The sequence below is a fragment of the Chitinophaga sp. NPDC101104 genome (assembly GCF_050277495.1).
Lineage (GTDB): Bacteria > Bacteroidota > Bacteroidia > Chitinophagales > Chitinophagaceae > Chitinophaga.
On sequence record NZ_JBNNSF010000001.1, the window covers coordinates 3,323,557 to 3,345,406 of the forward strand.

Annotated in this window: 19 protein-coding genes and 1 other RNA gene; 11 read left to right on the top strand and 9 right to left on the bottom strand. The window is 54.5% G+C overall.

What is annotated here, in order from left to right; all coding sequences use genetic code 11:
* Positions 1–60 precede the first annotated feature (60 nt).
* From ACQKLP_RS13350 to rnpB, 4 genes are all read left to right on the top strand, one after another.
* A complete protein-coding gene (locus ACQKLP_RS13350; protein WP_427323246.1) occupies positions 61–1,695 on the top strand; it encodes an amino acid permease in 1,635 nt (544 codons plus the stop codon).
* A 156-nt stretch (positions 1,696–1,851) separates the two neighbouring features.
* The gene (locus tag ACQKLP_RS13355) at positions 1,852–2,301 is read left to right on the top strand and encodes a DoxX family protein (protein WP_427323247.1); all 450 of its coding nucleotides are present in this window, start codon (positions 1,852–1,854) and stop codon (positions 2,299–2,301) included.
* 36 nt (positions 2,302–2,337) lie between these two features.
* Entirely contained in the window at positions 2,338–3,357 is a 1,020-nt protein-coding gene (locus ACQKLP_RS13360; protein WP_427323248.1) for a Smr/MutS family protein, read from the top strand.
* Between the two features lie 24 nt (positions 3,358–3,381).
* An RNA gene (gene rnpB / locus ACQKLP_RS13365) (RNase P RNA component class A) lies at positions 3,382–3,752 on the top strand.
* Between the two features lie 71 nt (positions 3,753–3,823).
* On the opposite strand, the gene ACQKLP_RS13370 is transcribed toward rnpB, so the two are convergent.
* Positions 3,824–5,452, bottom strand: coding sequence for a S8 family peptidase (locus tag ACQKLP_RS13370; RefSeq protein ID WP_427323249.1), 1,629 nt, complete (start codon positions 5,450–5,452; stop codon positions 3,824–3,826).
* Between the two features lie 425 nt (positions 5,453–5,877).
* On the opposite strand from ACQKLP_RS13370, the gene ACQKLP_RS13375 reads away from it, so the two are divergent.
* Entirely contained in the window at positions 5,878–6,381 is a 504-nt protein-coding gene (locus ACQKLP_RS13375; protein ID WP_427323250.1) for a hypothetical protein, read from the top strand.
* Between the two features lie 300 nt (positions 6,382–6,681).
* Here ACQKLP_RS13375 and amaB read toward each other — a convergent pair whose 3' ends face one another.
* Entirely contained in the window at positions 6,682–8,208 is a 1,527-nt protein-coding gene (gene amaB, locus ACQKLP_RS13380) for an L-piperidine-6-carboxylate dehydrogenase (protein WP_427323251.1), read from the bottom strand.
* Positions 8,209–8,237: 29 nt separating this feature from the next.
* Here amaB and ACQKLP_RS13385 point away from each other — a divergent pair, with 29 nt between their 5' ends.
* Positions 8,238–8,807, top strand: coding sequence for a YeeE/YedE family protein (locus ACQKLP_RS13385; RefSeq protein WP_427323252.1), 570 nt, complete (start codon positions 8,238–8,240; stop codon positions 8,805–8,807).
* On the top strand, positions 8,804–9,214 hold the full coding sequence (locus ACQKLP_RS13390; RefSeq protein ID WP_427323253.1) for a DUF6691 family protein: 411 nt from the start codon (positions 8,804–8,806) through the stop codon (positions 9,212–9,214). Before ACQKLP_RS13385 ends, ACQKLP_RS13390 begins: the two co-directional genes overlap by 4 nt.
* 7 nt (positions 9,215–9,221) lie before the next feature.
* On the opposite strand, the gene ACQKLP_RS13395 is transcribed toward ACQKLP_RS13390, so the two are convergent.
* From ACQKLP_RS13395 to panC, 7 genes are all read right to left on the bottom strand, one after another.
* Positions 9,222–10,118: a DUF1338 domain-containing protein gene (locus ACQKLP_RS13395; RefSeq protein WP_427323254.1), complete on the bottom strand. Its 897-nt coding sequence runs from the start codon at positions 10,116–10,118 to the stop codon at positions 9,222–9,224.
* A 229-nt stretch (positions 10,119–10,347) separates the two neighbouring features.
* Positions 10,348–11,166: a 3-methyl-2-oxobutanoate hydroxymethyltransferase gene (gene panB / locus ACQKLP_RS13400; RefSeq protein WP_126243552.1), complete on the bottom strand. Its 819-nt coding sequence runs from the start codon at positions 11,164–11,166 to the stop codon at positions 10,348–10,350.
* 84 nt (positions 11,167–11,250) lie between these two features.
* Complete coding sequence (locus ACQKLP_RS13405) at positions 11,251–12,144, bottom strand: exopolyphosphatase (RefSeq protein ID WP_427323255.1); 894 nt, start codon at positions 12,142–12,144, stop codon at positions 11,251–11,253.
* Between the two features lie 73 nt (positions 12,145–12,217).
* The gene (gene ppk1 / locus ACQKLP_RS13410; RefSeq protein ID WP_427323256.1) at positions 12,218–14,368 is read right to left on the bottom strand and encodes a polyphosphate kinase 1; all 2,151 of its coding nucleotides are present in this window, start codon (positions 14,366–14,368) and stop codon (positions 12,218–12,220) included.
* 240 nt (positions 14,369–14,608) lie between these two features.
* The gene (locus ACQKLP_RS13415; protein WP_427323257.1) at positions 14,609–15,625 is read right to left on the bottom strand and encodes a lysylphosphatidylglycerol synthase transmembrane domain-containing protein; all 1,017 of its coding nucleotides are present in this window, start codon (positions 15,623–15,625) and stop codon (positions 14,609–14,611) included.
* Between the two features lie 29 nt (positions 15,626–15,654).
* Positions 15,655–15,999 carry an aspartate 1-decarboxylase gene (panD, locus tag ACQKLP_RS13420; RefSeq protein ID WP_341839520.1) on the bottom strand — a complete coding sequence of 115 codons (345 nt, stop codon included), beginning with the start codon at positions 15,997–15,999 and terminating at the stop codon, positions 15,655–15,657.
* Between the two features lie 46 nt (positions 16,000–16,045).
* Positions 16,046–16,894 carry a pantoate--beta-alanine ligase gene (panC, locus tag ACQKLP_RS13425; RefSeq protein ID WP_427323258.1) on the bottom strand — a complete coding sequence of 283 codons (849 nt, stop codon included), beginning with the start codon at positions 16,892–16,894 and terminating at the stop codon, positions 16,046–16,048.
* A gap of 110 nt (positions 16,895–17,004) precedes the next feature.
* On the opposite strand from panC, the gene ACQKLP_RS13430 reads away from it, so the two are divergent.
* The 4 genes from ACQKLP_RS13430 to ACQKLP_RS13445 all read left to right on the top strand — a co-directional run bounded on the left by ACQKLP_RS13430 (position 17,005) and on the right by ACQKLP_RS13445 (position 21,675).
* Positions 17,005–17,826, top strand: a complete 822-nt coding sequence (locus tag ACQKLP_RS13430) for a glycogen/starch synthase (RefSeq protein ID WP_427323259.1) — start codon at positions 17,005–17,007, stop codon at positions 17,824–17,826.
* Between the two features lie 119 nt (positions 17,827–17,945).
* On the top strand, positions 17,946–19,313 hold the full coding sequence (locus ACQKLP_RS13435; RefSeq protein ID WP_427323260.1) for a DUF4270 family protein: 1,368 nt from the start codon (positions 17,946–17,948) through the stop codon (positions 19,311–19,313).
* Positions 19,314–19,323: 10 nt separating this feature from the next.
* On the top strand, positions 19,324–20,577 hold the full coding sequence (metK, locus tag ACQKLP_RS13440; RefSeq protein WP_427323261.1) for a methionine adenosyltransferase: 1,254 nt from the start codon (positions 19,324–19,326) through the stop codon (positions 20,575–20,577).
* A gap of 81 nt (positions 20,578–20,658) precedes the next feature.
* On the top strand, positions 20,659–21,675 hold the full coding sequence (locus ACQKLP_RS13445; RefSeq protein ID WP_427323262.1) for a polysaccharide deacetylase family protein: 1,017 nt from the start codon (positions 20,659–20,661) through the stop codon (positions 21,673–21,675).
* The last annotated feature ends 175 nt before the right edge of the window (positions 21,676–21,850 follow it).

Below are 21,850 nucleotides of genomic sequence, written 5' to 3' on the forward strand. Positions count from 1 at the left end.
TATTGACAGTTTTTGGCCGTCAGTAACGGCTTTTTTAATATCAACCCTTAAACGCAACAAATGTCTAACTCGCTTTTCAGGAAAAAATCCCTGACCAGCATTCTCCATGAAGCAAAAGCCGGAGACGGCGACGCGCACATGTCGGGCCTGAAGAAGGTGCTCACCGTACGCGACCTCACGCTGATGGGCGTGGCGGCCGTGATCGGGGCGGGGATCTTCTCCACGATCGGGCAGGCGGCTTTTAATGGAGGGCCTGCAGTGATTTTCCTGTTCCTCCTCACCGCCGTTACCTGTGGCTTTACCGCGCTTTGCTACGCCGAGTTTGCTTCCAGGGTACCCGTGGCCGGGAGCGCCTATACCTATTCGTACGTTACCTTCGGCGAAATGGCCGCCTGGATCATCGGCTGGGCGCTCATCCTCGAATATTCCATCGGCAACATCGTGGTGGCCATTTCCTGGAGCAGTTATTTCAACAACGTCCTGGAAGGGATGGGCATCCATCTCCCCGCATACCTCACCACCGATTACAATACCGCCAAAGCCGCCGCCGGAGACGCCTGGAACACCGCGCCCTTCATCGGCAGCTGGCGCGTCATCCTCAACATTCCCGCTTTCATTATCGTAGTGCTCGTGACCATCCTGGCGTACGTAGGCATCCATGAAAGTAAGAAAAGCGCCAATTTCATGGTGGGCCTCAAGATCGTGATCCTCCTCGTGGTGATCGCCATCGGGATGTTCCATATCAATACCGACAACTGGCAGCCCTTCATGCCCAATGGCTTCAACGGCGTACTGATGGGCGTTTCGGCCGTGTTCTTCGCTTATATCGGGTTCGATGCCATTTCCACCACGGCGGAGGAAAGCGCCAATCCGCAGCGCGACATGCCCCGCGCCATGATCTATTCCCTCATCATCTGCACGATCATTTACGTGGTGGTGACGCTCGTGATCACCGGCATGGTGCATTATTCCGAGTTCCAGCACGTGAGCGACCCCCTGGCGTATGTGTTCGACAAACTGAATATGAAGACCATCGGCTACGTTATTTCCATCAGTGCCGTAATCGCCGCCACCAGCGTGATCCTCGTGTTCCAGATCGGCCAGCCCCGCATCTGGATGAGCATGAGCCGCGACGGGCTGCTCCCGAAAAAGTTCGCCAAAGTGCATCCTAAATACCATACGCCCGGTTTTTCGACCATCGTGACCGGTGTGATCGTGGCCATTCCTTCACTGTTCGTGGAAAGCGGCATCGTGACGGACCTCACCAGCATCGGCACCCTGTTCGCATTCGTGCTTGTTTGCGGCGGCGTGCTCATGCTGCCGAAAGTGCCGAAAGGAGAGAAGAAGTTCAATCTGCCTTACATCAACGGCCTGTTTATAGTGCCGGTTATTTTCGCCGTGTTCACCTGGTTCTTCCGCGACCGGATCGCCGAGAGCTTCAGCGGTATCGCCGCGATGGACCACGACCATGTGCTGTACGTCATTTTCTACATCCTGGCCACCATCATCACCCTGCTTACGATCGTCAAGCGTTTGTCGCTCATTCCCGTGCTGGGCATGCTCTGCTGCCTGTACCTCATGATCGAAATCCCCGTCCGCAGCTGGGTGGTGTTTTTCGGCTGGATGGCCGTGGGACTGGCGATTTATTTCCTGTATGGATATTGGAAAAGTAAATTGGCCGATAAGAAAGCTTAATAAACTGATAAACAATCTGATATGCAAAAGGCGGTCGATTTGGCCGCCTTTTGCCGTTTTTAATGCCGCAAACAGCCATAGCAAAGGATTTACATCCAATGGCATGGAAATTTCGTAACTTCAGGGAGAGTTCTTTTCACTGCTAAAACTTTCGTTATGAACCTCCTGCAACGTATAGAACGCTGGGGTGACAATCATCATCCCAAATGGGTGGACGGTTTGCGGATCTTGCTGGGATTGTTCCTCATGTGGAAGGGCATTCAGTTCGTCGATAACATCGATCTGCTGAAATCCCGCATCGCGGAACAGCCATTTTTGACCGCGGTATCGTTCTGGCTGGCTCACTACATCGTTTTTGCCCACACCGTAGGCGGACTGTTCATCGCACTGGGCCTGCTTACCCGCGTAGGCGTCATCGCCAACCTCCCGGTGCTCATCGGCGCGGTATTTTTCATCAATTCTTCCACAAATCTATTCAGCGTGTATCCCGAAATGAGCCTCTCCGTTGTAGTGCTGCTCGGACTGCTGTTCTTCCTCGTTGAAGGCAGCGGCAGGGTTTCGGTGGACGAATACATGCGTACGCACCCGGAGAAAAGCGCCGCCTGATTGCAGTAACCGCACCTTTGCTTAATTTTGCCTGCTATGAAATATACAGTAGGCGACAAGATACTATTGCTCCATTCCAAAGAAGAAGGGACTGTGCTGGATATCATCAACGATAAAATGGTGCTCGTTGAGGTAGGCGGCACCAAATTCCCCGTGTACCTCGACCAGATCGATTTCCCCTATTTCCACCGGTTTACCCAGAAACAGGCCCCGCTGCCGCCCAAGCGCACGCCGGGGGAGGAAATCAAACGGGAAAAACCCCAGCCCAAGGTCAACAAGCCGGAAAGAGGTGTTTTCCTCACCATGCTGCCCGTCTGGAGCCACGACGGGTGGGACGATGTCGTGGATACCCTCAAATTCCACCTCCTCAACGAAACCAACCGCGCCTACACCTACCGCTTCGAGATTTGGCTGAACAACACGCTGTTCCTCGAACTGAAACAGGAAGTGCCCGCGCAGCAGCATATCTACCTGGCCGACCTCAATTTCGACCAGCTCAACGATAAAGCCCGTTTCGAGTTCAAATTCCAGCCGAAGGAGGCCGACCTGGCCCTGGCCCCCGAATTGGCGAAAACCTGGAAAATCAAGGCGAAACAGCTCTTCCAGCAGCTGGAGAAAGTGCGGGAGGAAGGCAAGGCCACTATCGAGTACGAATTGTTCATCAAATACCCCCCGCGCCAGGAAACCGACTCGTTCGGGTTCACGCCGCAGGAAAAGAAGAAACTCAATACCCTGACCGACGTCCGCCAGCTCAAGTCGCCCGAAAGGCTGGACGCCCGCTACGAGATCGATCTCCACATCGACCGGCTGGCCGATAACTGGCGCGATCTCAAGCCCCTGGAAATCCTCGCCATCCAGCTCAACGAGTTCCAGCATTATCTCGACCTGGCCATTTCCCAGCGGCTGCACAGCATGATCATCATCCACGGCGTGGGTACCGGTAAGCTCCGCGATGAGCTGCACGACATCCTGAAAACCGTCCCGGAAGTGAAATTCTTCGTGAATCAGTACCATCCTTTCTACGGTTACGGGGCAACAGAGATATTTTTTAAGTAATTTTGCAGCTCGTTTTTACGTCACCCGGCGCAGTGGTGCTGCCGTTCCTGCTTTATGCAGGGAAGGAAAGTCCGGACAGCGCAGGGCAACGCACCACCTAACGGGTGGGGCGCCCGGAAACGGGCGTACAGAAAGTGCCACAGAGAATAACTGCCACGGAGCGATCCGGGGCGAGGGTGAAAACGTGGGGTAAGAGCCCACGCTGGTGGCGGGCAACCGCTACCAGGGGTAAACCTTGCGTGCTGAAATGCCATGTATACGGTCGATTGAAGGCGGCCCGCCTGATGACCGAGGGTAGGCAGATACAGGCGCACCGTGATGTGCGTCGCAGATAAATGGCAGCAACGTTTGCTTCGGCAGGCGTACAGAATCCGGCTTACAAGCTCGCCGGGTGACGTAAACACGAAAAAAAAACCGGGCGCATCCGATTGGGTGCGCCCGGTTTCCGTTTATACGTTGCCGTGAATCAGTCCTTTTTCAGGTTCACTTTGGCTTTGTTCTTTTTCACGTTCTCGCCTTTGGTTTTGGCCGCCAGCTTGATGGCTTCGTAAGCGTTCACCATGCCGCCGGATTTGGAAAGCTCCGAGAATTCGACTTCTTCGTCCTTAGCGCCCGGTTTGTTCACTTTTTCGCCACCGGGAAGGGGCGTCGCCGATTTCTCGATGATCTGCTTCAACTGGCGCGCGCTCAGGTCGGGGTAGTACGACAGGATCATCGCCGCCAGGCCGGCCACAACGGGCGAAGCCATGCTCGTACCGCTGGCGCTGCCGTATTTGTCGCCGCCGGGAACGGTGGAATAGATCTGAACGCCGGGGGCGAACACATCCACTTCCTTTTTACCATAGTTGCTGAAACCCGCGATCTTGCTGCCTACGCGGCCGTTGGAAGAAGCGCCCACGGTGATCATGTTGTCTGCTTCCTTGCCGTCTTCGAAAGTATCTTTGGGATAGTTTTCCGTTTCGTCGTTGTTGGCGCCGTCGTTACCTGCGGCATGTACCAGCAGCACGCCTTTTTCCTGCGCATAGCGGATGGCGTCGTCTACCCACTGTTTCTGGGGAGAGAAACCCTTGCCGAAGCTCATATTGATCACCTGCGCGCCGTTGTCTACCGCATAGCGGATGCCGAGCGCCACGTCTTTATCGCGCTCGTCGCCTTCGGGCACTACTTTCACGGTCATGATGCGCACGTTATCGGCCACACCGTCCATACCAACGCCATTGCCGCGCGCCGCACCGATGATGCCGGACACGTGCGTGCCATGGAAAGCGAACTGGCCCATTACATCGGCGTTGCCATAGTAGCGGTCGTTGATGTCGTTGATATTGTCGCCCACGATGGTGGTGCGTTTATCTACCGGTTCCGCCCCGGTCACTTCGGCTTTCTTTTTCAGTTCCTTGATGTATTCTCCCAGGTCGTTTTTGAGGGCCTGGTAGGTCATACCTTCTTCGCCGGTGCTGCCGAGCAGGCGCAGGGCGAACCCCCGGGCGAACATCACGTCGGAATCCGAAGATTTGAGGGTATCGAGCTGTTCTTTGGTGAAGTCGTTGGTTTTGAGGAATTCCGAGAGGACGGACTCGCATTTCAGGAGGTTTTCCTGCACTTTGAGCATCATCTTGTAATCGGTTTTCGCCTGAGTGGAAGGTTTCTGGCTGCGGTCTTTCAGGCGCGTCCAGTAAGCATATTCCTTCGAGCCGGGCTTCAGGGCGGAGTCAGGGTTGCCGTAGAGGCGGCGGTAGCGGTAGAACTCGCGGGTGGCCTCGTCGGAGTCTTCTTTTACGGAAGATCCGTCTTTGGCGCCGAGGAAGTTCCAGCCGTAGATATCGTCTACATAACCGTTTCCGTCGTCGTCGATATTGTTACCCGGGATTTCGTTGGGGTTTTTCCAGAGAATGGGGCGAAGGTCTTCGTGCGTAGTGTCCACGCCGGAATCGATCACGGCTACGATCACCGTTTTGCCGGTTTTGCCTTGCAACAGTTCGCGGTATGCCTTTTCGACACCGATCCCGTACACACTGTCTGTCCCGTAACTCAGCAACTGCCAGTTTTGGGGAACGGACGGTTTGGACTGTCCGTATCCATCAGAAGTAATCAACATGGCTACACTTGCTCCAACGGCCAGGGCTCTGCAGATGCTTTTCATTGTTTTGTTCAAATTTTCCAGATTGTTTTGCAATTCAGGTACCGCAATTCGTTAAAGATATGGTAAATGCGTTACAACAGCTACCGGGATGTGGTGAGTGGCTTGGCGGGCGGACTATTGGTCTGCACCGCAACTAGGCAAGTACGTCCCTCCGCCTTATCCAGCCTTCCCGATTCACCCCCTCAAATGGCCCATTGATCACATACCGCTGGTATCCGCCATACAGATTGTGTAATTTCACCATATCCGCATAAAAGCCGCAAAGATTCTCATTTTCGCTGGAAAACCGGAGCGGTTTAACATTTCCTTCACGAAATCATCAACTTCTATGTAAAGTTTTTTCATAAACCAAATCTTCCGCCATGATTAAAACCATTCTGATGACACTGGCTCTCTGGGCCAGTCCGCCCGATCCGGGCCCCGGCCGTGCGCCTACCACGGTCATTTTCGTCAACTGCGCCGAACAGGAACAAGGGCAGCTTACCGCCACAGGCCGCGACCAGGCCGGCCTGCTGGTCAATTTCCTTGAAAGCGAGACGATCAGCGCGGTGTACGCGCCTTACAATCCCTGCCTTGTAGAAACCGTCAAACCGCTTGCGGCGTCGAAAGGGCAGGAGGTGACCTATTTCCGGGATGCCTGCGACGATGACGAGCCTGTCATGGAGCACATTCTGGGGGTGATGCTGGAGAAAAATGCCGGCAAAACGATCGTGGTATGCGCCAAAGCGGGCAGTATCGAAAAAATGTCGAAAATGCTCGGAATAAAGGAAAAATCGCTGAAACCCAATACAGGCGCGTTTGGCGAGGTATTGATCGTCAATATTTTATATAAAGGTGAAGCGGTAGCACAAAAGTTGAATATGAATTTTCAAAAAAAAGTGTAATATTTGGCTCAGAGAGTGCGAAGTCTGCACCCTGCAACTCGCACTTTCTCATAAGCATGGTTTCCGTTTAACGAAAAAGCGGGGTTCTCCAACCCCGCTATTCTCTTGCCCGTCACACCTTTTTTTCGTGTTTCCCTCACACCTTTTTTGCCTGGATACCGGGTTGATGATCCTTTAAGCCATTTTCGGCTGGTTTTCCCGTTCAATTTTCTTTTTGAGGCAGCGTTGCAAGGAAATGCATAAAAAATCCCCCCAGGCCAGGGGCCCGGAGGGATGCGTATGTTTACCTGTTACCGGGAATCAGAAATCGAATTTGATCCCTTGTGCCAGCGGCAGTTTCGTGCTGTAATTGATGGTATTGGTCTGCCGGCGCATGTAAGCCTTCCAGGCGTCGGAGCCGCTTTCCCGGCCGCCGCCGGTCTCTTTTTCGCCACCGAAAGCACCGCCGATCTCCGCACCGCTCGTACCGATGTTAACGTTAGCGATCCCGCAGTCGGAGCCCGCCTGCGAAAGGAATTGCTCCGCTTCCCGGAGGTTCAGCGTCATGATGGCCGACGAAAGCCCCTGCGGCACGCCGTTCTGCAATGCTATGGCTTCCTCCAGTTCGGAGAACTTGATGAGGTAAAGGATGGGCGCGAACGTTTCGTGCTGCACGATCTGGTAGTCGTTCTTCACCTCGGCGATGGCGGGTTTCACGTAACAACCCGATTCGTAACCGGCCCCTTCGAGCACACCGCCTTCCACTACGAATTTGCCGCCTTCCTTTTTGCAGGCTTCGATGGCTTTTTCATAGGCGCGAACGGCGTCTTTGTCGATCAACGGCCCGACGTGGTTGTGCTCGTCGAGTGGATTGCCGATGCGCAGTTGCTGGTAAGCCTTCACCAGTTTGGTTTTGAAAGCATCATACACACTCTCGTGGATGATAAGCCGGCGGGTAGAGGTACAACGTTGCCCTGCGGTACCCACGGCGCCGAATACACAGCCAATGAGCGACATATCCAGGTCCGCGTCTTTGGAAATGATGATGGCGTTGTTTCCGCCCAGTTCCAGCAGCGCGCGGCCCAATCTTGCGCCCACAGCCGCGCCGACGGCCTTACCCATGCGGGTGGAGCCTGTCGCGGAAACGAGGGGCACGCGCCCGTCGGCCGACATCCATTCGCCCACCTCGCGATCGCTTACTACCAGGCAGGAAACGCCTTCCGGCACGCCGTTGGCGGCAAACACCTTTGCGGCGATATGTTGGCAGGCAATGGCCGTGAGGGGTGTTTTTTCGGAGGGCTTCCAGATGCAGACGTCGCCGCAAACCCACGCGAGCATGGAGTTCCAGCTCCATACCGCCACCGGGAAGTTGAAGGCGGAAATGATGCCTACAATGCCCAGGGGGTGCCATTGTTCGTACATCCGGTGGCCGGGGCGCTCCGAATGCATGGTCAGCCCGTGCAGCTGGCGGCTGAGGCCTACCGCGAAATCGCAGATGTCGATCATTTCCTGTACCTCGCCGTATCCTTCCTGGAGGCTTTTGCCCATTTCGTAGGAAACGAGGCGGCCCAGGGCTTCCTTATTGGCGCGCAGGGCTTCTCCTACCTGCCGTACCACCTCGCCGCGGCGGGGCGCCGGCCACATGCGCCAGGCTTCGTAGGCCGACTGGGCGGTTTTGATCACTTCGTCATAATTTTCCCGCGAAGCGCAAGTCACATTTGCGATAGTTTTGCCGTCTACCGGTGAATGGGAAGTTATCTCCGCACCGTTGGCTTTCAATATGTTGCTGCCGGTGGATACGCCGCTGTTACTGCCGGCGATACCGAATTGTTGCAGTATCTGCTCCATCTTGCTTGTGTTTTTTGTAAATTTCGTTCATGAACTTTTTAAAGTCTCCCTGGCCGTGGTACGTCGCCGGACCGCTCATCGGCCTGTCTGTTCCGCTGCTGATGCTGATCGGCAACAAGGCGCTGGGCATCTCGTCGTCGCTCCGGCATATCTGCGCGGCCTGTCTTCCCGGCAAAATTCCGTTTTTTCAGTATGACTGGAAAAAAGAAAGCTGGAATCTCTGGTTCGTCGGCGGTATTGCCCTGGGCGCCCTGCTGGTGCTGCTGTTTCTCGGCAACGGCGAGCCGGTGGCCCTGAACCCCTCCACCATAGCGGCCCTGAAGGCTAACGGGGTGCAGGAGTTCGATGAAATATTGCCTGGCGATATCTTCAACTGGGGCAATGCCTTTAACGGCACCGGCCTGTTGTTTTTCGTTACCGGCGGCTTCCTCGTGGGTTTCGGCACCCGGTACGCCGGTGGCTGCACGTCCGGCCATTCCATATACGGCATTTCCACCCTGCAATGGCCGTCGCTCGTAGCAACCGTATGTTTTATGGCCGGCGGCTTCGCGATGACGCACCTCATTCTTCCACCTCTCATGCGCTGGCTGCTCTTATGAAAAACTTGAAATTCGGCATCGCCGGCATCCTTTTCGGCATTATCCTCGTAAAAGCGGAAGTGATTTCCTGGTTCCGCATCCAGGAGATGTTCCGGCTGGAATCCTTCCACATGTACGGTGTGATCGGCTCCGCGATCTTCACGGCTATGCTGGGCGTACTGCTCATCCGTAAGATGGGGTGGCGCAGCATGAGCGGGGAGGAGATCGTTGTCCGGAAAAAGCCGTTCACCAAAGGCAATGTTTTCGGCGGATTGATCTTCGGATTGGGCTGGGCCATCACCGGCGCCTGTCCCGGGCCGATTTTCGCCCAGATCGGCAGCGGTTTCACCGTGGTGTTCATCACGCTGCTGAGCGCCATTGCCGGCACCTGGGCGTACGGCAAATGGAAAGACCGCCTGCCGCACTAACCGCCCGTCAATCCTTCTTGCCTGTTTGCGCCGAATAGGTGCTTTCGAATATTTTGTCAGCGTTGTTGGCTTCGAACCCTTCGCGCCGGTGCTCCCTGCGGATATCCGCGGGCGCGAGGCCTGCAAACTGCGGCAGTACCCTTCTTTCCGCGAACTCCACGTACGATCCCGCGATTTCCTGTTTCTCGCCGCCGTCGAATTCCGCTTCGATCATCCGCGCAACGGTGCTGCTTTGCAGCAAACCCTTGTCCGGACTGGTTTTGATCTTTCCGCCGGAATCATTGAGCCGGAAGCCTTCCCTTTCCAGGAAAGCATTGAAATCCGCGATGGTATTGTATCCGGCAGGCAGGTTGTGGACGCTGACGGTGAAGTGGTTGAGGTAATAGCGATTGTAGATCACCCAGGCCGCGTATTCACTTTCCGCGCCGAGCAGGCGGTAGTCGGAGAGGGTAGGCGTGCGCCAGAGGCCGGAATGGAGGAAATGGTCTACGGCTTGCGCGTCGTCTAGGTTCAGGGCGTCTACCGGGTCGGAAGTGACTTCGTCGGTGTAGCTGCGGATGGTTTGCTGCGCCTTTTCCGAAAGGTCTTTCACGCGGAGCTCGGAGATGAAGATCCGGGGCAGTTTATCGGAAGGCGGCGCATACCAATATGCGTCGAGTTTCTTTTCCGGGAAGTTGTAAAAATCCATTTTCCGGTAGCCGTAATGGAGGAAAATCTTTTCGAGGGAGCGGATACCGAGGTGCGGCACGCCAAGGGTGCGGAAAGCGATGTGATCGTTTTCGATGTCGGCGGCTTTTTCGATAATCCCTTCACGGACCATGGCCCTGATAATAGCGCCCACGTCGGGAACGCGTTCCTGGTAACGGCTCATGAGTCCGTTCAATACTGTTTCCAGCGTTGTCATCAGCTTAGATTTTGTAAAAAGTTTTGGTGAATGCGAATGGCGGGGTCGGTCGCCGGGATCATGGCACGTGCGAGCAGGTGCTGCGCAGGTACGAAAGCAGGGAAAGTTGTATGTTGATCATGGCGTTCACGGAAGCGAATATAACGAAAGCGGTGGAATTTGGGGCTTGCGCATAAAAAAAGCCCCTCCTGCGGAGGGGCCACTTTTTGTTCGAAGAAAGCGCCCGGCCTTAGTATTGTTCGTTGTCGTTGGGGAAATCCTTCCCTTTGACGTCGGTGATGTATTGTTTGGTGGCGCCCAGGATCTGGTCGTACAGATCGAGGTAGCGGCGGAGGAAGCGGGGCTTGAACTCCTTGTTGATCCCGAGCATATCGTGCATCACGAGCACCTGTCCGTCTACATATTTGCCCGCGCCGATGCCGATCGTGGGGATGGTGAGCGCTTCGGCTACGCGTTTGCCCAGTTGGGCGGGGATTTTTTCCAGTACGATGGCGAAAGCGCCGGCTTCCTGGAGCAGTTGCGCGTCGCGGATGAGTTTTTCGGCTTCGGCATCGTCTGTGGCCCTTACGGCGTAGGTGCCGAATTTATAGATGCTCTGCGGCGTGAGGCCCAGGTGGCCCATGACGGGGACCCCGGCGCTGATGATCCTTTTCACGGATTCGATGATCTCTTCACCGCCTTCGATCTTCACGCCATGCGCGCCGGTCTCTTTCATGATCCGGATGGTGGACACGAGCGCCTCTTTCGAGTTGCCCTGGTAAGAACCGAAGGGAAGGTCTACCACCACGAAGCTGCGCTTGATGGCGCGCACTACCGAAGCGGCATGGTAAATCATCTGGTCGAGGGTAATGGGGAGCGTGGTTTCATGACCGGCCATCACGTTGGAAGCGGAATCGCCTACCAGCAGGATGTCGATGCCCGCGTCGTCAAAGATCCGGGCCATGGAAAAGTCATAAGCGGTCAGCATGGAAATCTTCTCTCCGTCCGTCTTCATCTTTTGCAGCACATGCGTCGTGATGCGTTTGATTTCTTTGTTTACAGCAGACATTGCATTACGTATTTACGCCGGGCCCAATGCCCGGAGCGGCACAAAGTTTGGAATATTTACCGGATTTGCCTATATTTTTTTGATCTACGGTCGGGCCAGTGCGGAAATCTCCTTGTAGAGGGAACGAACGAGCCCGTCGGCCAGGCCGATCTTGGGCACGTAGATCTCCTCGATATCCGTCCACCGCATCACGTTCACGTATATCTGCAACGCCGGCACGATCACGTCTGCACGATCTTCGCGGAGATTATAAAGATGGATGCGCTCTTCCACCGAAAAACTGCTGAATTCCTTGTAATAATCCTTCAGCTGGTCCAGCGTGAGCGGCTTGCCTTCTTTCTTTTTGGAAAGGGAAAATACTTTGTTGATGTTGCCGCCCGAGCCGATGGCCACGAGCTGCCCGGAATTTTTGAGGTTTTGCCGGAGGAAGTCTTTCATCTGCTGCCAGTGCTTTTCTTCCACTTTCCCCTGCAGCAGGCGGATGGTACCGATATTGAACGACTCCTTGAAAACGAGGCTGTTCCCCTTGAAAAACGTCATTTCGGTGCTGCCGCCGCCCACGTCGATATAGAGATAGCCCCGCGTTTTGTCGAGGTTTTCGGCGATGTGGTTCTCGTAAATGTAATTGGCTTCTTCCTGCCCGGTGATCACCTTGATCTCCATGCCGGTTTCCTGTTTCACGCGTTCGAGGATCTGCGCGCCGTTGGCCGCGTCGCGCATGGCGGAAGTAGCGGCCGTTTTGAGGTATTTGACTTCGTAAACGTCGAGCAGCAGTTTATAGGCTTTGATGGTGTTGACGAAGCTTTCGGCCCTCTTTTCGGAGATGGCCCCCGTGGCAAAAACGTCCATCCCCAGCCGGAGAGGCACGCGCACGAGGTTGACTTTCGTGAAATCCATTTCTCCGTTCGCCTTGGGCGACGCTTCCGTGATGAGGAGGCGCGCCGCGTTCGATCCGATATCTATAGCTGCAAGCTTCATTCCGTCAGGTCCCGGTTTTGGTGTACCGATGCGTCAAAGATATTAAAACACATGGATTTCCACGATTCCGGCATCAATTATACGTCTTGTCGTGCAGGTATTTGAAGATTTCCAGCTGGGCGCGGACCTTCCGGCCCGGCACGTGCTTATAGGCATTCCGCTGCTCGTTGTCCAGTATCCTGACCTTCACGTTGCTCAGCAGCTGTATGTTCAAAATCTCGATCAGCTCCTGCCGGATCACGGGGTCCACGATCTCCACCGCGGCTTCCACGCGGTGGTCGAGGTTGCGGACCATCCAGTCGGACGAAGCAATGAAAACCTTCTCCTGACCGCCGTTATGGAAAATGAAAACCCTTGCGTGCTCGAGGTACTCGTCCACAATACTGATCGCCTCGATGTCTTTCTTCCATTTCTTGTTCGACGTATAGGCGCAACAGATACCGCGGATGATCAGTTTCACTTCCACGCCCGCCCTGGCGGCTTCGTAGAGTTTGTCGATCATGATCTCGTCCGACAAAGAATTCATCTTCAGTGTAATGCCCGACGCTTTCTTATTGCGGGCGTTGCGGATTTCCTTGTCGATCATGCGGATGAACGATTTGCGCATGTTGTGCGGGCTCACCAGCAGGGTTTTACATTGCTGGAGGATCTTTTCGTCGTGCCGCGGGCTTTCCAGGTACCGGAATATCCGGTTGATATCGGCCATGATGCCCCTGTCGCTCGTCAGCAGGCAATGATCGCCGTACACTTTGGCCGTGCGCTCGTTGAGGTTGCCGGTGCTCACGAAACCGTATTGCACGGTGGAGTTGCCGCTGCGTTTCTTGATGACGCAGATTTTGGCGTGCACTTTCATCCCCGGAACGCCGAACAGCACTTTCACACCTTCTTCCTCCAGCCTTTCCTTCCATTTCAGGTTGGCCTCTTCATCGAACCGGGCCCGCAGTTCCAGTACTACCACTACCTGTTTGCCGTTGCGCACGGCGTTGATGAGGGCGTTGATGATGCGGCTGTTCCGGGCCAGGCGGTAAGCGGTGATCTTGATGGTGGTCACCTGCGGGTCCATGGCGGATTCGCGGAGAAGATCGATGATGGTGTCGAAGGAATGGTAGGGCGTATGGAGCATCACGTCCTGCTCGCGGATCACGCTCATCACGCTGGGAACGTTCTGGAACAGGGGATGGATAAGGGTTTTGCGGCGCATGCGCTCGCGGGTAAAGACTTCTTCCGGGAAATCCATGAAGTCCTTGAAATTATGGATACGCCCGCCGGGCAGGAGGTTGTCTTTCCGGGAAAGGCCCAGCCGGCGGATGAGGAATTCGAGGAGGTAGGGGTCGATCTGGTTGTCGTAAATGAAGCGGACGGGCTTGCCTTTCCGGCGCGCCTTGATGCCTTTTTCGAGCTGGTGGATGAGGGAAGTGGCGATGTCGTTATCGATATCGAGCTCCGCGTCGCGCGTTACCTTAATGATCGACGAGCTGAATTTATCATATCCGAAATACGAGAATACATGCGGGAGGTTGAACCGGATGACATCCTCCATGAGCATGATATCGTGCTCGCCTTCCTTGCTGGGCAGGATGAGGAATCGGGGCAGCACGGTGGTGGGGATTTCGATAAGCGCATACGTCTGCCGCACGGAATTATCCTCCTTGGCCAGTACCACGGCGAGATAGATGGATTTATCGCGCAGGTAGGGCAGGTTGGGGATGGATTCGATCATGAGGGGGATGATATTGGTCCGTACATGGTCGTTGAAGTAATTCTGGACGAATTTTTGTTGTTCGCGGTTGAGGTGTTTTTCCGTCCGGATGAAAATATGTTCGCTTTTCAGTTCTTCTTCGATCTCTTTCCAGATGCGGTCGAATTCCTGTTGCTGGGAAATCACCGTGGCCTGTATCTCTTCGAGGATGAGCTCGGGATTTTCTTCCAGGTGCATCCGGGCGCTGCGGCCGAAGGCCACCATGCGCTTGAGGGTGGCTACGCGCACGCGGAAAAACTCGTCGAGGTTGTTGGAGAATATGCCGAGGAAGCGGATCCTTTCATACAGCGGCACCGTAGTGTCTGCCGCTTCCTGTAATACCCTGGCGTTGAAGGAAAGCCAGCTGATGTCCCTTATGATGGTCTTCTTCTTCGAAAGGACCGATTTCAATTTCGTCGTCTTCTTCACCGCTTTATGTTTAAGGGGCGCCGGTAATACCGCGGCGGCTGTAGAGTCCGTTCTCATAGATGCACATGATTTTTGGAGCGTTGGCAAGGCCAGGAAAATAATGTTCGCAAAAATGAGGAAAACCCCGTCGCCGGGTGTCCGTGCCGTGTTAACTTACCATTAAATTACGCATTTCCACCCTCATTTGTTGCGCAAATGAAAGCATTCCGGCGCAAAGTGCATGCCGGTCAACAGGGTTGCTGCATCAAAAACCATGAATGGTGTGAAGGTGGTAAGATGGTTTCCTGTCGATGAAGATCAGGGCTGCTGCGGTGCTGCGGGCTTTTTGTTGAAAAGCGGGATGGCGGCGAGGCTTCCGAAGCCGAGCACGAGCATCAGGGCCGTTTGTGCGAGCCAGATGATCCATCCGAACGCGAAGCCGATGGTGGCGGAAATGCCGTACAGCACAAGGATTTGCTGGACGATGTATTGATATGCGCCGATTCCGCCCTGCGTGGCGATCATGCCGATGCTGCCGAAAGCGAGGATAGACATGGCGGCTTTTGCGCCCAGGCCGATCGTTTCTTCCATGCACCAGAATGCGATGTATACCTGTGAGAAATACAGCGCCCACATCAGCAGGGTATAAAAGAGGAACCAGCCTTTGTCGCGCAGTTTGCCGACGGAAAGGATACCTTCCACGATGCCTCGGAGGAGGTTACGGAAAGAAATGCCTGCTTTGGTGGATTTGAACCGGCGCAGCAGCCAGGCCACGAGCATGACGAAAAGCAGCCCTCCCGCCACTACGATCCCCCAGGTCAGCAGCGGCACCCCGGTGAATTTGGCAGAGAGCGGCGTCCAGATGTACTCGCTCACGAAAGCGCCGACCACGTCCACCTGGATGAGCACCGTTATGGTCAGCAGCAGGATGAGGCAAAGCAGGTCGATGGCGCGCTCGGCGATCATGGTGCCCACGAGGCGGTCTACGGGGATTTTTTCATACCGCGAAAGTACCCCGCAACGGGCCACTTCTCCCAGGCGGGGAACGGCCAGGTTCAGGAGGTAGCCGATCATGACGGCGAAAAAGGTATTGAGTTTTTTGGGCGCGTAACCGAGCGGGGAAAAGAGGAGCCGCCAGCGGATGGCGCGCACCCAGTGGCTGCCGATGCCCAGGATCATGGTCGGGATGAGGAGCCAGTAATTGCCATGGCGCATGGCGCTTTTGATCTCCGAGATCTGCTGCGGCGTGAAGCCCCGCACCGTCCACCAGATAATTAATATGCCAAGCCCGAGAAAAACAGCGAACTGTATGATGGTTTTGAGCGTTTTCGGCATAATAACAGGGGGAATGTGCGGGTTACGGACTATAATTTATTGCCTTCTTTCGGGAAAACGGCGATGGGCACGAATTTTTTGGCTTCTTCGAAATCGAGGGTGGCGTAGGAAATGATGATGACGATATCGCCCACGGCAACGAGGCGTGCGGCCGGACCGTTCATGCAAACCACGCCGGAGCCGCGTTTGCCCTTGATAATATACGTTTCGAGGCGCTCGCCGTTGTTGACGTTCACGACCTGGACTTTCTCGTTAGCGATCAGGTTGGCGGCATCCATCAGATCTTCATCGATGGTGATGCTGCCCACGTAGTTCAAATTGGCTTCCGTGATAACCGCGCGGTGGATCTTCGATTTTAATACTTCGATCAGCATATTTCTGGTGTAGTCCGCAAAGGTAGAGGAATTTCCGGGAAATAACCTAGCGCCCGACCGTCATATTGTCTATCAACCTGATATCTCCCAGCCTGGCTGCCACGAGGATAGCCATGGGCCCGTTTTCCGGGGCCTCCAGCAAGCGGAGGTCGGAACCGGAGGCCAGCTGGAGGTAATCCGGTACGAACCCGGCCTTTTCGAGCCTTGCCAGGCCTTCCGCACGCAGTTCGGGGAATGGGCGGTCGTGAAGGTGGTCTTTCACCCATTGCAACGTCCTGCTGATTTCCACCGCGGTAACCCGCTGCTCCGGCGTGAGGCGCATATTGCGGCTGCTCATGGCCAGGCCGTCGGGCTCGCGGAGGGTAGGACATATATATAATCTAGCCTTACTTCCGGTGATCTCCAATAAACGTTTGATAATCATGCATTGTTGAAAATCTTTTTGTCCCATGAACAGATCGTCCGGCTCCACGGCGTCCAGTAATTTATGGACGATGATGCCAACTCCCTGGAAGTGCCCGGGGCGGGAGGCGCCTTCGAGTACGGATTCGATATACCCGAAATCGTAATGGGGATGGGAGCCGTTCACGCCTTCGGGGTACATTTCCGCCACGGAGGGCAGGAAAAGATAATCGGCCCCGGCGGCCGTGAGGAGGAGGATGTCTTGCTGAAGGGTGGAGGGATATTTTTCGAAGTCTTTCGGATCGTTGAACTGTGTCGGGTTGACGAAAATGCTCGTTACCACGATGTCTGACTGTTCTTTTGCGGCCTGGATGAGTGAGATGTGCCCTTGATGGAGGGCGCCCATGGTGGGGGCGAACCCGATGCGTCTTCCTGCCTTTTTTTCCTGTCCCAGCGCCTCCCGGAGATCCGCTGCCCGCTTGAATAAATACATAAACCTTTGCTTAAAAGGATGTTAAAAGTGACAATTTGGCCAGTATTACCTAAAAATTTCGTAGTTTTGCAAGCCAAATTAAAAATAACTGCATTAATAATCAGCAATAAATGTCCACAAAGAAAAGAATTCTTTTTATTGCCCAGGAAATGTCGCCTTATCTGGATTTGACAGAGTATGCGAACATGGTCAATAAGATGGCGATCAAGTCGAATGAGGCGGGCCTGGAAGTGAGGGTTATCATGCCGAGGTTTGGGAATATCAACGAACGGAGGCACAGATTACATGAAGTGGTAAGATTGTCAGGCATCAACATCGTAATCGATGGGGATGATTACCCGCTGATCATCAAGGTGGCCTCGCTTCCGAACGCGCGCCTGCAGGTTTACTTCCTGGACAATGAAGATTATTTCAAGCGGAAAGGCGTTTTCGCGGATGACGACGGTACTTTTTACGATGACAACGCGGCCCGGATGGTGTTTTTCTGCAAAGGCGCCCTGGAAACCGTGAAGAAATTCGGATGGCCGCCGGACATTATCCATTGCAGTGGATGGATGACTTCGCTCATCCCCGTTTACCTGAAAACGGCCTACAAGAAGGAGCCGGTCTTCGCGCAGACCAAAACGGTATTTTCCATGGAGCCCAACAGCTTCAAGGATAAACTGGGCGCTACCTTTATCAAGAAAGCGATCATCAGCAACCAGATCAAGGAAAAAGACCTGGAATTGTATAAAGACGGTACCAATGCTGCCCTGAACCGGGGTGCCGCCAAATTCGCCGACGCCGTGGTGCTGGCAGGGGAGAAGGTCGATAAAAAGACGTTGGACGAAGTGAAGGCGGAAAAAGGCAAGATCATCCTGCCTTACAAGAAGGAAAACGAAGACCTGGTGGACTATCTCCAGTTATATCATCAGCTGTTAGGCGTAAAATAAGTCCGGGAAAAATTAAAAATGAAAAGTTAAAACTGCTGACGGCATGCCCGTTATACAGGCAAACTTTTTATTTTTAGTTTTTCTATTTAGTTAGTCAACAAACCGAACAAACCAATTACGTGAAGATTCAATTCAGGACCCTGGGCTTCGCCGCCACCTGCCTCGCCGCCCTTTATGCTTTTACAGGCTGTAATGAGGCTACCGTCCTCGGCAAGGAACTCATCCCCGGCTCAGACAAGGTTGTCGTAAAAGACACCACCATCAATAACCTGAAGACGCACAACATTTTCCGGACAGATTCCAGCATCAGGACCGGCGGTGGATATTACACCGGCGTACTGGGCACCATCGGGGGAGACCCGATCTTCGGTAAATCGCACGGCTTCCTTTACACGCAGCTTGGCCTCCCCAAATCGGAATTCACGTTCCAGGGTACCGGCTGGGTCCTCGATTCGGTCGTGCTCTACATCGGTTGCGACACCACCTGGTACGGCGCCAATGCCGGTTTCAAAGTGGATGTTTACCGGATGAACGAGACTAACTTCAAGATCGATACCAATTACCTCTACACCAAACCCCGTTCCTACGATCCGTCCAAAAAGATCGGGACGGCCACGATCTACCCGGTTTATCCGAAAGATTCACTGTCCATTTACGGCGTAAAATATGCTCCGCAACTCCGTATCCCCCTGAGCGCCGCCTTCGGCCAGGAACTGTTCCAGCAACGGGCAGACGGTGCTTTCAAGAACGACAGCGCATTCCGCATCTGGCTCAACGGCCTGGCCATCGTGCCCGACACCACCATGGGCGCCAATACCATGCTCTACACCAACCTGAACAGCGGCGATACCCGGCTCACGGTGTATTATAAGAACTCCGAAAAGGACTCCCTCATGGAGAATTTCAAGTTCGACGCCTACGGCAGTGCCCACGCCAATTATTTCGTGCGCAACTACACCGGCACGGAAGTGGCGAACCTGCTGAACACGGGCAACCCGGCGGGCGACAATGTCGTGTACATCCAGGAAGCGCCCGGTATCTACACCAACATTACCCTTCCCGACATCGCCGAAGTGCCCAATGCGGTGATCAACAAAGCCGAACTGGTGATCACGGAGATCAACAGCGGCTCCACCGGACGGGACGATCTGTTTACCGAGCCTTCGCGCCTGATGCTGCGCAGGTACATTACGCACGACAGCCTTTCCTTCCTCTTCGATTACGGTAACCCGCAATCGCCGGAGCTCGCGTATTTCGGAGGTAATAAAACTGTCATTAGTGATCTTGGCCCCTATAAAGTTGTTCAATATAAATTTAATATTGCACGGCATTTGCAGCTTGCCCAGCAGAAGAAGATCGAAAATTCAGTGCTCAGATTGGAAGGCTGGTCCAGCAGGATGATCGACCTCCCGCGCCTTAAAGCGGGCGGCGGCAGTGCAACGCCCCCGGCCAACGTCAAACTCAGGATCATTTATACAGAATTATAATCTAGCACTCATGCCTTACTTATTTACATCGGAATCCGTATCGGAAGGGCATCCTGACAAGGTCGCCGACCAGATCTCGGACGCGCTCATCGATAACTTTCTCGCATATGACCTCAACTCCAAAGTAGCTTGTGAAACCCTGGTTACTACCGGGCAGGTAGTGCTGGCGGGAGAAGTTAAATCCGAAGCTTACCTCGACGTACAGGACATCGCCCGCGAAGTGATCCGCAAGATCGGATACACCAAGAGCGAGTACATGTTCGAAGCCAACTCCTGCGGTATCTTTTCCGCCATTCACGAACAATCTCCCGACATCAACCAGGGTGTAGACCGCTCCAAACCTGAAGAACAGGGCGCGGGCGACCAGGGGATGATGTTCGGCTATGCCACCCGTGAAACCGAAAACTACATGCCCCTGGCGCTGGACCTGGCCCATAAGCTCCTCATCGAGCTGGCCGCGCTCCGCCGCGAAGGAAAGGACGTTGCCTATCTCCGTCCCGACGCGAAGAGCCAGGTTACGATCGAGTATTCGGACGATAACCAGCCCATCCGTATCGACACCATCGTGATCTCTACCCAGCACGATGATTTCGGGAAAGACCAGGAAATGCTGGCCAAAATCAAAGCAGACATGATCAACATCCTCATTCCGCGCGTGAAAGCCAAGCTGAAACCGGAACTGCAGGCATTGTTCAACGATAAGATCACTTACCACATCAACCCCACCGGCAAATTCGTGATCGGCGGTCCGCACGGCGATACCGGTCTCACCGGCCGCAAAATCATCGTAGACACCTACGGTGGCAAGGGCGCTCACGGCGGCGGTGCATTCTCCGGTAAAGATCCTTCCAAGGTAGACCGTTCCGCGGCCTACGCTACCCGTCACATCGCCAAGAACCTCGTGGCGGCCGGCGTGTGCGACGAAGTGCTGGTACAGGTTTCCTACGCTATCGGCGTAGCCAAGCCCTGCGGCGTATTCGTTGATACTTACGGCACCGCAAAAGTGGGGCTGAACGACGGAGAGATCGCCCGGAAAGTGGAAGAGATCTTCGACCTGCGTCCGTATGCCATCGAGCAGCGCCTCAAACTGCGCAACCCGATCTACGGCGAAACCGCTGCATATGGCCACATGGGCCGCGACAATAAAGTCGTGACCAAAGTGTTCAACCGCGGCAAGAAAAACGAAAAGCAATTAGAAGTGGAGCTGTTCACCTGGGAAAAACTCGACTATGTTGAGAAGGTGAAAGCCGCTTTCGGTATCTGATTTTCCGGTACCATATATCTTTAAAAGAGGAGGCCTGTACGGTCTCCTTTTTTTATCTTTATCCCGTCCAATTCCCCATGCATGTCTATCGCCAAGCAATTATTCTACCGGGTGGCCAGCCTGACGCCCGTTTCATTCCTGCAAAAGGCCGCCGCACGCCCGCTGCTCCTCCCATACCAACACCTCGTTTCCGACAGGGAAGTACCTTACATTTCGCCCATTTATCCTTTTAAGGACAGGAAGGCGTTTGCCCGGGACCTGGATTACCTGCTGCGGCATTTCAAGCCGGTAACGCTGGGGGAAGTAGTGAGCGCCATGAAGGGCGGAAATCCATTGCCGAAAGGGGCTTTCCTGCTTACGTTCGACGACGGGTTGCGGGAGATCGCGGAGATCGTGGCGCCGATGCTGTCGGCCAAAGGCGTGCCGGCCGTATTTTTCCTCAATCCGGCTTACCTGGGCAACAAAACGCATTTCTACCGGTTTAAATTGGGGTTGATCCTGGATGCCCTGCGATCGGGCGCCGTTCCGGCCAGCGCGCGAAAAGCGGCTGCGGAGTTGCTCGGTGCGGGGGAAGCGGGGCTTGAAGCTGCGGTCCAGGGAATAGGCTGGCGGCGGCGCGCGTTGGCGGATGAGCTGGGCGGGCTGTTCGGGCTTGATTTTGACGGGATTTTCGCGAAGGAGCGGCCTTATATGGACCATGGAGAGGTGGAAGGGCTTGTGCGCGCAGGGTTTTCGCTCGGCGGACATAGCATGGAGCACCCTTATTACCAGGAGCTTACGCTGGAAGAACAGGTGGCGCAGACGCTGGGGTCGGTAGACGCGGTTTGCGGGCAATTCGGGGAGAAAGAACGGGTGTTCGCCTTCCCGCATTCGGACGATGGGGTGTCCCGCGCATTTTTCAGCCGGGTTTTGGAGGGAGAGGGGGCGGTAGACCTCGTTTTCGGAACGGCGAACCACCGGGCCGACATCGACCCGCGGATCTTGCAGCGGTTCAACAGCGAGCGGCCCGATATTCCGATCGGGGATTGTGTGAAAGGGATCCTGCTTTTGGAGGCATTGCGGAAGGCTGCCGGCCGAAATCTTGTCACGCGTAGCTGACAAAACCATTTTTTGTTAATGATGACAATTCAAAAATGATTCAAAAGAATGATATTTAATTCTATACATGTATGAAATATTCATGGATTATATAAAAATTAATATATGTATTTTTTAACCCCCTCATTGAATTCTAGCTATTTTTGCAGAGCCTATTTTTATATTTATTAAGAAC